A 13,129-nucleotide genomic window follows, 5' to 3' on the forward strand; every position below is an offset into this window, starting at 1 on the left:
GAATGCAGCCACCGGCGCGAAGCTCATCTAGGCACCAAGGATATCCAGGCATATCTGGAAGCGAATCGACCCAAACTTTTGGGCTTGTTAAAACCACCTCCGTCGCTCTATCAGTGCAACTCTGATTCGTGACTACCACTACACAACCCGCTCACGGCATAACCCGGTAACACTCAAGCCGATCGATTCAGGTTCGCGCACAACCCTGTCCACAACACTCTCCTAGACTCGATTACTCACACTCCCACTCCTAACCAGGAAGGTTTGGTGGGTATAGTGTTGATAAATGAAAATTAGTAGTTATAGTAACCACAAGCACACCACAAGGAGGTGTTGTGAATAGCCGATTTTTGATAAGCCAACTCATTGCAGACGGCTGGTATTTGGTGCGCATCAGGGGCAGCCACCATCACTTCAAGCATCCGATCAAGCCCGGGCTGGTGACGGTTCCCCATCCAAAAAAGGATCTGCTCAAGAAAACGGCCATCAGTATTTTGCAACAGGCGCTGCTCTGACGAGTTCGATGCGCTGAGTCCTGGGAGGACAACGATCATGCTTTACCCGATTGCGATTTCAATGGGCGGCGACGAGGACGCCTGGGGAGTGGAAGTCCCTGACATTCCGGGATGTTTTTCTGCCGGGGAAGATCTGGATGACGCGATGGCCATGGCTCGGGAAGCTATCGAAGGGCATTTCGAGATTCTGGCCGAAGACGGTTCTCCGATCCCCCCCGCCAATAAGGTGACCTTGCACGCGGCCAACCCGAAATATGCGGGATGTGCGTGGGCCTTGGTGGACATCGACGTGACCAAATATCTTGGCAAGGCGCAGAAGCTGAACATCACACTGCCGGGTTACTTGCTCAATAGGATTGATGAATACGTGCTGCATCATCCCGAAGAGAAAAGTCGTTCAGGCTTTCTGGCATCAGCTGCGCTCAAGGTGTTGCAGCAGAGCTGAAAAGTGTTTGCAGCTAGACACCAACAGACCCACACGGCGTTTTTACGCAGAAACTTAATGAAGCACTGGAATGGATACAAAATTTTCCTGACGCAACCGACACCCTGTGGGAGCGGGCTTGCTCGCGAAGACGGTGTGTCAGCCAACATCAGTGTCGATTGACACTCCGTCTTCGCGAGCAGGCTCGCTCCCACACAGGTTGCGGCGTCAAAACACATGTCGAACGATCTCTACAAAGCCTAAGTCATGACACAAAACATCTACCACAACCCTGACTTCTTCCAGGGCTACAGCCAAATGGCCCGCTCCATCAACGGCCTCGCCGCCGGCCCGGAATGGCCTGCCCTTCAGGCAATGCTGCCACGGATGCAAGGCCTGAAAGTCGTGGACCTCGCACCATTGGCACCTTGCTCAATACCTTGATTGCCGCCGGTTTCAGCATCCAGCATGTCAACGAATGGGGCCCCACAGGCGCAGAACTAACGGCGCTGCCAGCGCTGGCCGAAGAGCGGGAGCGACCGATGATGATGCTGGTCGCGGTACAGCGTTGAACGCCCCTCGTATAGTTTGCGTAACGATCTTCACCCACCCGTAAAGAAGCCATAGCCAGGCGTTGAGCCCGCAAACGGATGCCTTATCCTCGCGTCTCCCCCTTCACCGCGAGATCGCCATGGACAGTTCAGAGTTGGGAATCATGATCATTTCAATGATCGGGTTGTTCGGCTTTGCTTCATTTGCCTTTGAATACTTGAGCGCCCGGCGCGCAAAGAAAAGGGACAGTTGAGCGCTGTCCCTTTTTCATCTCAGCGCGTCGCCACCAGAAACAACCGCGGAAACGGCAGCAACACCGAGCCGTCGGCCAGCGCTGGATAAGCCTGCTCGATGGCCGCCAGATACTGCTTCAGATAGTGCGCCCGCTCCGCCTCATCCAGCGGATCGAGGAACGGCCGCAGACCGCTGCCCTTGAACCACTCGACTACGCCCGACGCACCGCCCGCCAGCGGATGATGGTAGGTGGTACGCCACACATCCACGCGGGTGCAGCAGGCTTTGAGGATTGAGTAGTAACCGCTGGCATCGGCCATCTCGGTCCGCTGTCCGGCAGCGCCAGCAAGCTTCTGGGCCCAAGGCCCCGCCGCCGCGACTTCGCGCATCAAGCGGTGCGACGGCTCACCGAGGTTGTCCGGCATCTGAACGGCCAGGCTGCCCCCGGGCGCGAGCTTGTCTACCAGAGCAGGCAGCAATGAGGCGTGATCCGGCACCCACTGCAACACCGCATTGGCAAAAATCACATCAAAAGGCCCACTGTCACGCCAGGTGTCGATGTCGGCGATATCGAACTGCACCTGCGGCAAGCGCTTGCGCGCGGCCTCGATCATATCGGCCGAACTGTCCAGCCCCCGCACCGTCGCCCCGGTAAAACGCTCCACCAGCAACTCGGTCGAGTTACCGGGACCGCAGCCAATGTCGACGGCTGAACGCACCTCGGTCATGGGAATCGCCGCCAGCAGATCACGGGCCGGGCGGGTGCGTTCATCTTCAAAAGCGACGTATTGCTTGGCAGACCAACTCATTGCGTTCTCCTGTCGTGGATGCCTGAACATGTTAACCCATGGCCAATGCGGGCTTTTCTCAACGAACGGGTAAATGTAAGTGAAATTTTCAGCGCGCCGTCAGTGTCTGAAACTCAAGCACTCTCTTATAAGGAACACGGCCATGAAGTTCGCAAAAGTCGCGCAGAAACTCGCCCTGTGGGCCGGCAGTCCCACGACGTTCATGGGGGCGATCATTCTGATCTTCCTGTGGGGGTTGAGCGGGCCGATCTTCGGGTTCAATGACACTTGGCAACTGATCATCAATACCTCGACCACCATCATCACCTTCCTGATGGTATTCCTGATCCAGAACACGCAAAACCGCGACACTGACATCCTGCACTTGAAAATCGATGAACTTCTACGCGTGAGCAAGGAAGCGCAAAACGCCATGCTCGGGCTGGAGGCGCTGGATCTCAAGCAGTTGGAAGCGCTGCGCAAACACTACCGGGCCATGGGCGAAAACGAAGTGTTCAACCTCGAAGGCTTGCAGCCGCAGGGCAATAACAAGCCACGTCTGGACCAGTGCTGAGATGAAAAAAAACGGCGCGTGACAGAAGTCTCGCGCCGTTCCTGTTCACATACGTAACTTAGCGACTGGCCTGCAACGCCTTGGCCATCTGCAGGTGATTGTGCAGCTTGGGCAGGGTTTCTTCAGCGAACGCCTTGATCTGCGGCACGTCGGTGGTCTGCGCCGTTTGCTGAAGTTGCTCGATGGCCTCCTGGGTGGTTTTCACCTGACTGGCGGCGTAGGCCTCGTCGAAGTTGGTGCCTTCCATAACCTGGGGCATCAAGGCCTTGGCCTTGTCCACCACCTCTTCCCGCGGGGCCACCGGCAAGTCCAGTTGTTTGGCGATTTTCGCCAGGTGCTGGTTGGCGGTGGTGCGGTCGTTGATCACCACAATGGTGTAATCCTTGACCTCTTTGGATTCGGACTTCTGATGCGCCAGGCGACTGGCTTCGATCTCGGCGATGCCCTGGGCTGAAGCATCGTTGATGAATTCTGTGGGCGTCTGGGCGAACGCGGTGTTGGCACACAGTCCCAGTAACATGACAAAAACGCTGTTGCGAAAACGGGTGGCCATGGGCTTCATGGTCGCGCCCTCCTCTTCATAGTCAAACGGGAGCTTTCGCCCCCGTTTCTCAATCAAAACCACCTGAAACCATTACTTCGACTTCTGAGCAGGCTTGCGGCCCATATCGGTTTTAGGCTCTTTGTCGACAGTCGTGGTGGTGGTTTTCCCACCTTTGCGACCGGCTTCAGAGGCCTTGGTTCGATCGTTGGCGAAGTTTCCCGAGTTGGAGTTTCTTGAGTTAGGCATGATTGTTTACCTCTTGGGAATGAGCGCGGGTGCTTGAGCCCGCATAGATTCTGAATTTGCCCATGCCAAAAGGTTTAGAAAAATCGTCAGGCGCTGCGACGAACGGCAGTCAAATATTCAGAGAAGACGCACGTGATGCGCGCGCTTGGCGGTATACATGGCCTCGTCGGCATGCCTGAACAGTTGCTTTTCCTCGGTGCCATTTTCCGGGTATTGCGCCACGCCGATGCTTGGCTGGATGTGCAGGTTATGCCCGTCCAACCGCAAGGGTTGGGCCAGCACCTGACGGATTTTCCCTGCCACGCATTCGGCGTCGCCCGAGGCGTGGATGCTGTGCAGCAACACCACGAACTCGTCCCCGCCGATGCGCGCCACGGTGTCGGTTTCCCGCACGCAGCCCTTGAGTCGGTTGGCCACGGTTTGCAACAGCATGTCCCCGACCCCATGGCCGTGGGTGTCGTTGACCTCCTTGAAGCGATCCAGGTCGACGTACAGCAGCGCCATACGCCCACTGGCGGCCTGCGCCGATTGCAACGCAGCCTTGAGCCGATCCCGCAACAGCTCGCGATTGGGCAGTTGGGTCAACTGGTCGTACTGGGCCATGCGTTGCAGCCGCGCGTGCAATTGCTTGCGTTCGATCGCCGTGGCGACCTGGGCACAGACATACTGCAACAGTTCTTTATCCTGCTCGGTGTAACGCTCGCCGCCCGGGATGCTTTTGACGATCAACGCGCCAATGGTGCCGTTTTGCGAGTTCAGCGGTACCCCCAGCCAGCAGGGTGCGTTCTGCCCGGTGAACAGTGTTTCGTAACCAATGCGCGGCGCCTCCTGGTCCGGGTTCAGCAGAATCGGCAGGCCGGTGTTGATGACTTCGGCACACAGGCGCCCGGTGATGGTGCCGGGCTGTTCTGGCTGCGGCTCGTGGTCGTCGACGTGATAGGGGAAATTGAGCTGCGCGCAGTGTTCGTCATACAGCGCCACGGAAAAATTCAGCGCCGGCAGCCACTCACCGATGATCATGTGGATGCGTTTGAACAGCGCCAGCAAGTCCTCCGCCGCATGGGCCGCCTCTGAAATTGCATAGAGTGCCGCCTGCCGCGACTCGGCCTGCTTGCGCTCGGTAATGTCCCGGGCCACGGCGATGCGCAGTTGATCAACTTCGGACCAACGCGCCGACCACAGGATGTTCACCACCCGGCCATCCTTGCACAGGTAGCGGTTCTCGAAATTCAGCTTGGGTTCGCCATCCATGATTTCCCGCGCGGCATCGAGGGTGCGCTGGCGATCGGCCGGGTGCACCAGATCGATCATCTGCCGGCCGATCAACTCGTCGGGGGTGTAGCCGAAAATGCGCTCGCAGGCGGCACTGACAAATACGAAGCGACCCTGTTTGTCGACTGCGCAAACGGCGTCCAGCAAGAGGTCGATGTAGCTCGCCAACGGAGCGGAATTTCTGGTGGTCATGGTGCCCAAAGCGTGTCCGAACGATGCCGCGAAAAGAAAACATCCCTGACCTTATCTACAGCACTGATGCAACCCTGCAATCAGCTTCAAGCCTTGTTCGTCACCAGCCCCGGCAATGCATGCGCCAGGGCATTGATGGCGAAGCCGATGAACATCACCCCGCACAGGCGAGTGATCGCCAATTCATGGCGTTGATACAAGGTACGCACCCGCCGCGCCCCGACAATGCCAATGAGAATAGCGTAGGCGAAAAGGCCACCGACGAAGCTCAGCAGGATCAGCCAGGGCAGCATCGACCAGGTCAGCAACTCGGCGCGACTCGACAGCAGCGCGGTAAAGGTCGCCACCGCCACCGGGTAAGCCTTGGGGTTGGTCAGGCCAAACAGGATGCCGTGCCAGAACGGCTGCCGCGCCGGCCCCTGGGGGGCGGCGTCACTGTTGCGCCGCGCCCGCACCGCCCGCCAGCCGAGCCAGAACAGATACAGCCCACTGAGCACGCCCAGCACATCGAACGCCGTGCTGCCGATCTCCCGCGCCCCGACAATCGCCACCAGCGCGGTGCTGCACCACACCACATCCCCCAGCAAATGCCCGCACAAAAAACCCGCCCCCGCCCGCCGCCCATGGGCCGCACCAATGCCGAACACCGCCAGCACACCGGGTCCTGGAGTAATGCCATAGATAAAGCCCGAGGCGAGAACGGCCATCAGCAGCGATGGGGTCATGGGACGTCCTTTTGAACTGTGTGGGGAATGGTGGCCAGTCTATATCAGGTCAATAAATTTGAACTGGAAGATCTCGACAGATGAAAGGACAGCTCTTCCCCGCCGAGCACGGTGTAGTATGTTGTATTACAAACAACTACATCGAGACCGCCATGTCAGTCATGTCTCTGCGCGTACCCGACGATATCGCCAACACGCTCGCTAATCTTTCAAAAGCGACAGGCCGCAGCAAATCATTTTTGGCCGTTGATGCCCTACGTGAATACCTGGCCCGTGAAGCGTGGCAAATCGAAGAAATTCAGAAGGCATTGAAAGAGGCCGATGCGGGAGACTTCGCGACGCAGGAGGAAGTGAACGCCATCGCAGACAAATGGATTGCCAATGCGGGTTGAGTGGCTGCGTACAGCATCAAGAAATCTGGATGACGAAGCTGCGTACATTGCAACCGATAATCCAAAAGCTGCAGCAGATTTTGTCCGAGCAGTTCTCGCCAGCGTCGAACATCTCGCCCGATTTCCTGCAACGGGCCGTGAAGGACGCTTGCCCGGTACCCGCGAATGGATCATGCCTGATCATCCCTACTTGATTCCTTATCGTGTTCGCCAGGACCGGCTTCAAATACTCCGAATATTTCATACCCGTCGCCTTCCATCATCCAATGGGTGAACGCCGGTCAGAAGACTGTGTGAACAACCTGGCTAGATGTTGATGAGTTCGCATCAATGCCAGCTAAAGCATCGTCGACTGCGGGTGGAGGGAATGGGTGACAGATGGGGGGGTGATTGTCAGTGCCTCTTCGCGAGCAAGCCCGCTCCCACAATGGATTGGCGTACACCAATCCATTGTGGGAGCGGGCTTGCTCGCGAAAGCGATTGATCCGGCGCCGCCAGTTTCAGCACCCTGGTCGCAGGCTGCGCCAGCCCCTGCCGGGATGCGTGGTCCCTGCAGAAACTGGCGCGACTTGCGATCCGTTAAAACTTGTCCAGCGTGCGCAGCTTCTGCGGCAGGCCCCACATCAGCAGCGCCGCGGCGATCAGTGCACAGACGCCGATGACGTAAAGCGCCGGGGTGGTGCTGCCGGTCAGGTCCTTGATGCGGCCGACCATGACCGGGCTGACGATGCCGCCGAACTGGCCCAGGGTATTGATCACCGCGATGCCGCCCGCAGCCCCCGCGCCGGCACCGGCCAGCAGTTTCGGCGGCAGGGTCCAGAAGCTCGGGATGCAGGCGATGATCCCGGCACCGAGCAAGCCCAGCGCCACAATCAGGAACGTCGTGTGGTTGGCGAAGATCCCTGCACAGAAGAAACCGATCGCACCGGCCACCACCAACCCGGCCACGAACTTGCGCCGCTCACCCGTTGCATCGGACAGGCGACCGATCACCACCATGCTGATCGCCCCGCAGATGTAAGGGATGGCCGTCAGCAGACCGATCATCACCGGGCTTTCGGTACCGGCGCTGCGAATCAGCTGCGGTGCCCAGAAGTTCAAGCCGTAGGACGCCACCTGGATCAGGAAGTAGATCAGGCCCAGGGTCAGGAACCCTGGAATCCTCAAGGCAGCGAGCAGCGAACCACCGCTCTTGTGCGGTTCATGGTGCGCGATGCGACTGGCCAGCAGCGCCTTTTCCGACGGCGTCAGCCAATGGGCGTCTTCGATGCGGTCCTTGAGCAGCGTCAGCACCAGCAAGCCGAGACCGATGCATGGCACACCGCCGAGCAGGAACAGCCAGTGCCAGCCGCGCATGTCCATGAAACCGTCGAGGTGTTGCAGCACCAGACCAGAGAACGGCGCCCCCACCAACCCCGCAAAGGCCGATGCCAGGAACAGCATCGACGTGATCCGCCCACGGTAGTGCTGCGGGAACCACAGCGTCAGGTAATACAGCACGCCCGGGGCAAAACCGGCCTCCATGGCACCGATCACGAACCGCAGGACGTAGAACTGCCATTCGCTGTTGACGAACACCATCAGCGCGGTGGCCAGGCCCCAGGACATCATGATCCGGGCGATCCAGCGGCGGGCGCCGACCTTGTACAGCATCATGTTGCTGGGCACTTCGAAAATCACGTAACCGACCACGAACAGCCCGGCGCCGAGGCCGTAGGCGGTGTCGCTCAGGCTCAGGTCGGTCTGCAGCTGGAACTTGGCGAAGCTGATGTTGATGCGGTCGAAGAAGGCGAACAGGTAGCAGACCATAATCAGCGGCATCAAGCGCCAGGCGACTTTGCTGACCAGGGCTTTTTCTTCATCGTGATTGACGGCCGGGCTCACCCCGGCCTCCAAGGTATTGAGGCTCATTGCGTTTTCTCCAGGCGGACTTCCCGTGGGGTGTCCGTTTGTTTTTGTTGTCTGGTTGAGAGTGCTTTTATTGTGGGAGCGGGCTTGCTCGCGAAGGCGGCGTCTGGGTCGACATCACTGCTGAATGCCAGACCGTATTCGCGAGCAAGCCCGCTCCCACAAGGGTCAGGAGGGCACCGGGTGCAAATCGCAATTGCGGCCGGCCTTGGCCAATTGACCGGGCACGTCGTGGCCCAGCAATGCGGGTAATCCCCGGGACAGCTTCAACAAAAGCGGCAGATCGATCCCGGTATGAATGCCGACTTCATCGCACAAGTTGACCAGGTCTTCGGTGCAAATATTGCCCGACGCCCCCGGCGCAAACGGGCAACCGCCAAGCCCGCCCAGTGCCGCATCAAAACGCCGGGCACCGGCCTCGTAGGCCGCCAACACATTGCACAGGCCAAGGCCGCGGGTGTTGTGGAAGTGCAAGGTCAGGTCCGCTGGCGACACCCGCTGCAACACTCGCCGTACCAAGCGATCGACCTGACGCGGGTTGGCCATGCCGGTGGTGTCGGCCAGGGTGATGCCCTGGATGCCCAGCTCCTGATAGGCCTCGACGATCTGCAGCACGCGGTCTTCATCGATCTTGCCTTCGAACGGGCAGCCAAAGGTGGTGGCGATGCTGGCGTTGAGTCGCACCTTCGAACCTTGCACGAAATGCACGATCTCGCCGAACGCCGCCAGCGAGTCTTCACAGCGCATGCGCATGTTGGCCAGGTTGTGCGTCTGGCTGGCGGACATCACCAGGTTCAGCTCATCGGCGCTGCAGGCCAGTGCCCGCTGCGCGCCTTTGAGATTGGGAATCAAGGCAACGTAGATCACCCCCGGTTGGCGGGTGATGCCCTTGAACACCAACTCGCCATCGCGCAGTGCCGGAATGGCCTTGGGCGACACGAACGAACCACCCTCGATGCGGCTGAACCCGGCCAGGGACAGTTGATCGATCAGGGCGATCTTGTCGACGGTCTCGACCCAGGTCGGCTCGATCTGCAAGCCGTCGCGCGGGGAGACTTCCTGCACGATCAGGCTGTCGGAATAATCAGTGATCATTGCACCACTCCTTCGACTTTCAGGCGTTCGATGTCGGCCACGGTCAGGCCCAATTGCGCGAGGATGCCGTCGGTGTGCTGGCCAAGGCCGGGCCCCGACCAGTTCACGCCGCCGGGGGTGTCCGAGAGTTTCGGCACGATGCCTGGCATTTTCACCGTGACGCCGCCGGGCAACTCGGCGTTGAGCAGCATGTTGCGCGCCTGATAGTGCGGGTCGGCCACGATGTCGGCCACTGAATAGATGCGCCCGGCTGGTACCTCAGCGGCTTGCAGTGCCGCCAGTACGTCGTCGATCGGCAGGCTGCTGGTCCAGTGGGTAATCGCCGCGTCGAGCAGGTTGCTCTGGGCCGCACGGCCATCGTTGTGGGCAAATTCCGGCGCTTCGGCCAGATCCGTGCGGCCGATGGTGATCATCAGGCGGCGATAGATCGGGTCGCTGTTGCCGGCGATCACCACGTAGGCGCCATCGGCCGTGAGGTAGGTGTTGGATGGCGCGATGCCCGGCAAGGCACCGCCAGTACGCTCACGCACATGGCCGAGCATGTCGTATTCCGGCACCAGGCTTTCCATGACGTTGAACACGCTTTCGGCCAGGGACACGTCGACGATCTGGCCGACGCCCTGCCCGGTCTTGACCCGCAGCAGCGACATCAGCGCACCGATCACCGCGTGCAACGACGCCAGCGAATCGCCGAGGCTCACGCCGACCCGCGCCGGCGGCGAGCCCGGGGTACCGGTGGTGTAGCGGATGCCGCCCATGGCCTCGCCAATGGCGCCGAACCCAGGACGATCACGATAGGGGCCGGTCTGGCCGTAGCCGGAGATGCGCACCAGGGTCAGGTTGGGGTTGAGTGCGTGCAGCACGTCCCAGCCCAGGCCGAGTTTTTCCAAGGCACCGGGGCGCAGGTTTTCGATCAGCACGTCGGCGCTGGTCGCCAGTTGCTTGACCAGTTCGATGCCTTCGGGGGATTTGAGGTTCAGCGCCAGGGATTTCTTGTTGCGCGATTGCAGGTACCACCACAACGAGGTGCCTTCGTGCAGTTTGCGCCATTTGCGCAGGGGATCGCCCTGGCCCATGGTTTCGATCTTGATCACCTCGGCGCCGAATTCGGCCAGCATGCGCGCAGCGAACGGCGCGGCGATCAGCGTGCCGATCTCGATCACCTTGATCGCACTGAGGGGGGCAGTCATCGCGGGGTACCTCTAGTTGTTCTTGGAATATGGGCCAAGGCTAGAGGACGGGAGCACGAGGAATCCAACCTTCAGTTGGCAACGGGCGTTCGCGAAATGCGAACGCTTCCGAAATCATCACGGCCTTCAGGCCGCCATCGCGGGCAAGCCCGCTCCTACAGTGATCTATGTCGTTCGCAACCTCTGTATCACCGCAAAACCCTGTGGGAGCGGGCTTGCCCGCGAAGAGGCCGGTGAATCCAATCGAGAATTTTCAGGCCTGCCCCCGCAAATCCTCAAACAACATCCGACTCACCGGCGACAACAACGCCTCATCGCGCACCACCAGAATCAACGCCCGATCCGACCAGTCATCGGTCAACGGCACCGCGTGCAAGCCCAACGCCCGGCCAAACAACTCATAGGCCCGCTGCGGCAACACGCCAATCCCCATGTTGGCCTGGATCATCCGACACATCGCATCGAACCCCGGCACATGTATGCGCACCCGCAACACCCTGCCCGCCTCGCGCGCCGCCGCGTGGGTGCGCATGTTGATCGAGCTGGCCGCGTGCAACCCGACATAATCGCTGTCCAGCGTATCGGCGAACGCCACGCTCGAACGGCCGGCCAGCGGATGATCTGGCAGCATCAGCACCATCAGCTTGTCCTGACGGTACAGCACGCTGTGCAGGCCCTTGATGTCACTGTCGCTGGAGCAGATCCCCAGATCCGCCACGCCATCGAGCACCCCTTGAATCACCCCGGCACTGGGCCGTTCTTCAAGATCGGTCTTGACCTGCGGATGTCGCTCGGAAAAATCCCGCAAATCCTCCGGCAAAAACTGAATGATCGCCGACAGATTGGCCAGCATCCGCACATAGCCGCGCACACCGTGACTGTGCTCGCCCAGCTCCAGCCCCATCTTCTCGACGTTGAACAACATCTGCCGCGCATGGTGCAGCAACGTCTCCCCCGCCGGCGTCAACGTCATGCCCTTGGCCTGACGCACAAACAGACTGATGCCCAACGCCTCCTCCAACTCCATCAACCGCTTGCTCGCCGCCGACACCGCAATCGCCTCCCGCGCAGCGGCACGGGTCAAGGTGCCTTCTTCGTGGACGGCGACGAACAGTTGCAGGGTGATCAGGTCGAGGCGGCGGATCAGGCTTTTTTGCAGCATGGGAGGGCTCGGCGATGTCGGCTCAGGCAAGGGCGCAGCATAGCGTTGTTCTCCCGAGTCGTGGCGGGTTGAAACCTGCGACGGAAAATCTCCTGGCTCGCCGTGATAAAGTCGCCGCCCCACCACACCTTTCGCTTTGAGACTTTGACCGCAATGACCGATTTCCAGGATGTCGATGCCCACCTTGAAGACTGGAACGCCTTGCGCGCCAGCGCTGCGTTCGGCGGCTTGCTGGTGGGTAATGGCGCCAGTCGGGCGGTGTGGGATGACTTTGGTTATGACTCGCTGTTCGAGAACGCGCGCACGGTTGAAGAAAAGCCGCTGAGCCCTTCCGAGCTGAGCGTGTTCGAGGCCATGCAGACCCGCAGTTTCGAGCAGGTGTTGAGCGCGCTGAAGACCACCAGTCGGGTCAACAAAGCCCTGGCGGTCAGTTCGGCCGCGCCGCGCAATCGGTACTACGCGATCAAGGAAGCGCTCATCAACACCGTGCACGCGGTGCACATCCCATGGCGGCTGGTGCAAGCGTCGAGCCTGGCGACCATCAGTGAGGAGCTGTGCTCATATCGGACGGTGTTCACCACCAATTACGACCTGCTCAATCACTGGGCCATCCAGCATCGACCGGATGCGATCAGTGACCTGTTCGGGGGCGCCGAACCGGCCTTCGATCTGAGCGCCAGCGCTACAGACAAGACCCGTTTGCTGTACCTGCACGGCGGGTTGCACCTGGTGCGCAACCAGGACGGCACCGCGCGCCGGCTGATGTCGACCGAGGGTACGTTGCTGGGCAATTTCGCCATCAACAACACCATCAAGACCCTCGACGACGTGCCGCTGTTTGTCAACGAAGGGCCGAGTGCGGACAAGCTCAAGACCATTCGCAGTTCGGATTACCTGTCGTTCTGCTATGAGCAGCTGCTGGGCCACGGCGACGGCTTGTGCATTTTCGGGCATGCGTTGGGTGAGCAGGACAGTCATATCGTGCACGCGCTGCGCCTGGCGAAACCAAAGGTGGCGGCGATCTCGATTTATCCGCGCAGCAAGGCGTTCATCCAGCATCAGAAGCGGCATTACGCGAAGGTGTTCGACGGGACGGGGGTTGAGTTGCGGTTTTTTGATTCCAAGACCCATGGCCTGGGGAGCCCGAAGCTGTCGGTGCCTGTAGAGGTTTAGCTCAGGATCAACAGATCGCAGCCCTGCAGGTGTTGCCGAAGGCTGCGATCTGTCGACGTTTCAAAGCACCGGCAGCGTCTTGTCCTTGATCACCTTGGTCGGGCCGTTGGCCTTGACGCTGGCGATGCCTTTTTCCATGGCGG

15 protein-coding genes and 2 pseudogenes are annotated in these 13,129 nt (G+C 60.0%); 7 read left to right on the plus strand and 10 right to left on the minus strand.

Annotated features, from left to right (window positions below; genetic code table 11):
- Nucleotides 1-335: 335 nt before the first annotated feature.
- The 3 genes and pseudogenes from B0W55_RS10170 to B0W55_RS29560 all read left to right on the plus strand — a co-directional run bounded on the left by B0W55_RS10170 (nucleotide 336) and on the right by B0W55_RS29560 (nucleotide 1,511).
- Nucleotides 336-515, plus strand: a complete 180-nt coding sequence (locus B0W55_RS10170; RefSeq protein WP_077045870.1) for a type II toxin-antitoxin system HicA family toxin — start codon at nucleotides 336-338, stop codon at nucleotides 513-515.
- Nucleotides 516-552: 37 nt separating this feature from the next.
- Complete coding sequence (locus B0W55_RS10175; RefSeq protein ID WP_077045871.1) at nucleotides 553-960, plus strand: type II toxin-antitoxin system HicB family antitoxin; 408 nt, start codon at nucleotides 553-555, stop codon at nucleotides 958-960.
- A 246-nt stretch (nucleotides 961-1,206) separates the two neighbouring features.
- A pseudogene (locus B0W55_RS29560) lies at nucleotides 1,207-1,511 on the plus strand (hypothetical protein).
- A gap of 252 nt (nucleotides 1,512-1,763) precedes the next feature.
- Here B0W55_RS29560 and tam read toward each other — a convergent pair.
- Nucleotides 1,764-2,534: a trans-aconitate 2-methyltransferase gene (tam, locus tag B0W55_RS10180; RefSeq protein ID WP_077045872.1), complete on the minus strand. Its 771-nt coding sequence runs from the start codon at nucleotides 2,532-2,534 to the stop codon at nucleotides 1,764-1,766.
- Between the two features lie 142 nt (nucleotides 2,535-2,676).
- Between tam and B0W55_RS10185 the strand changes: the two genes are divergently transcribed.
- Complete coding sequence (locus tag B0W55_RS10185) at nucleotides 2,677-3,087, plus strand: low affinity iron permease family protein (protein WP_077045873.1); 411 nt, start codon at nucleotides 2,677-2,679, stop codon at nucleotides 3,085-3,087.
- Between the two features lie 58 nt (nucleotides 3,088-3,145).
- On the opposite strand, the gene B0W55_RS10190 is transcribed toward B0W55_RS10185, so the two are convergent.
- The 4 genes from B0W55_RS10190 to B0W55_RS10205 all read right to left on the minus strand — a co-directional run bounded on the left by B0W55_RS10190 (nucleotide 3,146) and on the right by B0W55_RS10205 (nucleotide 6,066).
- A complete protein-coding gene (locus tag B0W55_RS10190) occupies nucleotides 3,146-3,649 on the minus strand; it encodes a DUF4142 domain-containing protein (RefSeq protein ID WP_077045874.1) in 504 nt (167 codons plus the stop codon).
- A gap of 72 nt (nucleotides 3,650-3,721) precedes the next feature.
- On the minus strand, nucleotides 3,722-3,877 hold the full coding sequence (locus B0W55_RS10195) for a KGG domain-containing protein (protein ID WP_077045875.1): 156 nt from the start codon (nucleotides 3,875-3,877) through the stop codon (nucleotides 3,722-3,724).
- A gap of 117 nt (nucleotides 3,878-3,994) precedes the next feature.
- The gene (locus B0W55_RS10200; RefSeq protein ID WP_077045876.1) at nucleotides 3,995-5,341 is read right to left on the minus strand and encodes a bifunctional diguanylate cyclase/phosphodiesterase; all 1,347 of its coding nucleotides are present in this window, start codon (nucleotides 5,339-5,341) and stop codon (nucleotides 3,995-3,997) included.
- Between the two features lie 86 nt (nucleotides 5,342-5,427).
- Nucleotides 5,428-6,066: a LysE family translocator gene (locus B0W55_RS10205; protein ID WP_077045877.1), complete on the minus strand. Its 639-nt coding sequence runs from the start codon at nucleotides 6,064-6,066 to the stop codon at nucleotides 5,428-5,430.
- 152 nt (nucleotides 6,067-6,218) lie between these two features.
- Here B0W55_RS10205 and B0W55_RS10210 point away from each other — a divergent pair, with 152 nt between their 5' ends.
- Together B0W55_RS10210 and B0W55_RS10215 are read left to right on the plus strand one after the other, a co-directional pair.
- A complete protein-coding gene (locus B0W55_RS10210; protein WP_077045885.1) occupies nucleotides 6,219-6,458 on the plus strand; it encodes a CopG family ribbon-helix-helix protein in 240 nt (79 codons plus the stop codon).
- On the plus strand, nucleotides 6,448-6,732 hold the full coding sequence (locus B0W55_RS10215) for a type II toxin-antitoxin system RelE/ParE family toxin (protein ID WP_077045878.1): 285 nt from the start codon (nucleotides 6,448-6,450) through the stop codon (nucleotides 6,730-6,732). Before B0W55_RS10210 ends, B0W55_RS10215 begins: the two co-directional genes overlap by 11 nt.
- Before the next feature lie 305 nt (nucleotides 6,733-7,037).
- On the opposite strand, the gene B0W55_RS10220 is transcribed toward B0W55_RS10215, so the two are convergent.
- The 4 genes from B0W55_RS10220 to B0W55_RS10235 all read right to left on the minus strand — a co-directional run bounded on the left by B0W55_RS10220 (nucleotide 7,038) and on the right by B0W55_RS10235 (nucleotide 11,813).
- Nucleotides 7,038-8,369 (minus strand): MFS transporter, encoded by a 1,332-nt coding sequence (locus tag B0W55_RS10220; protein ID WP_077045879.1) that lies wholly within the window; start codon nucleotides 8,367-8,369, stop codon nucleotides 7,038-7,040.
- Between the two features lie 165 nt (nucleotides 8,370-8,534).
- The gene (locus B0W55_RS10225) at nucleotides 8,535-9,461 is read right to left on the minus strand and encodes a hydroxymethylglutaryl-CoA lyase (RefSeq protein ID WP_077045880.1); all 927 of its coding nucleotides are present in this window, start codon (nucleotides 9,459-9,461) and stop codon (nucleotides 8,535-8,537) included.
- Nucleotides 9,458-10,651: a CaiB/BaiF CoA-transferase family protein gene (locus tag B0W55_RS10230; RefSeq protein WP_077045881.1), complete on the minus strand. Its 1,194-nt coding sequence runs from the start codon at nucleotides 10,649-10,651 to the stop codon at nucleotides 9,458-9,460. The genes B0W55_RS10225 and B0W55_RS10230 overlap by 4 nt, the downstream gene beginning before the upstream one ends.
- Nucleotides 10,652-10,904: 253 nt before the next feature.
- Nucleotides 10,905-11,813 (minus strand): LysR family transcriptional regulator, encoded by a 909-nt coding sequence (locus B0W55_RS10235; RefSeq protein WP_077045882.1) that lies wholly within the window; start codon nucleotides 11,811-11,813, stop codon nucleotides 10,905-10,907.
- Between the two features lie 153 nt (nucleotides 11,814-11,966).
- Here B0W55_RS10235 and B0W55_RS10240 point away from each other — a divergent pair, with 153 nt between their 5' ends.
- Nucleotides 11,967-12,986, plus strand: a complete 1,020-nt coding sequence (locus B0W55_RS10240) for a DUF4917 family protein (protein WP_077045883.1) — start codon at nucleotides 11,967-11,969, stop codon at nucleotides 12,984-12,986.
- Between the two features lie 60 nt (nucleotides 12,987-13,046).
- Here B0W55_RS10240 and B0W55_RS30960 read toward each other — a convergent pair.
- Nucleotides 13,047-13,129, minus strand: a pseudogene (locus B0W55_RS30960) (YegP family protein); the annotation flags it as partial.

The organism is Pseudomonas sp. KK4 (assembly GCF_001984065.1).
Taxonomy (GTDB): domain Bacteria; phylum Pseudomonadota; class Gammaproteobacteria; order Pseudomonadales; family Pseudomonadaceae; genus Aquipseudomonas.

Coding starts and splice junctions, on each gene's coding strand:
- B0W55_RS10175 (WP_077045871.1), top strand. CDS start 553: ATGCTTTACCCGATTGCGATTTCAATGGGCGGCGACGAGGACGCCTGG.
- tam (WP_077045872.1), bottom strand. CDS start 2,534: ATGAGTTGGTCTGCCAAGCAATACGTCGCTTTTGAAGATGAACGCACC.
- B0W55_RS10185 (WP_077045873.1), top strand. CDS start 2,677: ATGAAGTTCGCAAAAGTCGCGCAGAAACTCGCCCTGTGGGCCGGCAGT.
- B0W55_RS10190 (WP_077045874.1), bottom strand. CDS start 3,649: ATGAAGCCCATGGCCACCCGTTTTCGCAACAGCGTTTTTGTCATGTTA.
- B0W55_RS10195 (WP_077045875.1), bottom strand. CDS start 3,877: ATGCCTAACTCAAGAAACTCCAACTCGGGAAACTTCGCCAACGATCGA.
- B0W55_RS10200 (WP_077045876.1), bottom strand. CDS start 5,341: ATGACCACCAGAAATTCCGCTCCGTTGGCGAGCTACATCGACCTCTTG.
- B0W55_RS10205 (WP_077045877.1), bottom strand. CDS start 6,066: ATGACCCCATCGCTGCTGATGGCCGTTCTCGCCTCGGGCTTTATCTAT.
- B0W55_RS10210 (WP_077045885.1), top strand. CDS start 6,219: ATGTCAGTCATGTCTCTGCGCGTACCCGACGATATCGCCAACACGCTC.
- B0W55_RS10215 (WP_077045878.1), top strand. CDS start 6,448: ATGCGGGTTGAGTGGCTGCGTACAGCATCAAGAAATCTGGATGACGAA.
- B0W55_RS10220 (WP_077045879.1), bottom strand. CDS start 8,369: ATGAGCCTCAATACCTTGGAGGCCGGGGTGAGCCCGGCCGTCAATCAC.
- B0W55_RS10225 (WP_077045880.1), bottom strand. CDS start 9,461: ATGATCACTGATTATTCCGACAGCCTGATCGTGCAGGAAGTCTCCCCG.
- B0W55_RS10230 (WP_077045881.1), bottom strand. CDS start 10,651: ATGACTGCCCCCCTCAGTGCGATCAAGGTGATCGAGATCGGCACGCTG.
- B0W55_RS10235 (WP_077045882.1), bottom strand. CDS start 11,813: ATGCTGCAAAAAAGCCTGATCCGCCGCCTCGACCTGATCACCCTGCAA.
- B0W55_RS10240 (WP_077045883.1), top strand. CDS start 11,967: ATGACCGATTTCCAGGATGTCGATGCCCACCTTGAAGACTGGAACGCC.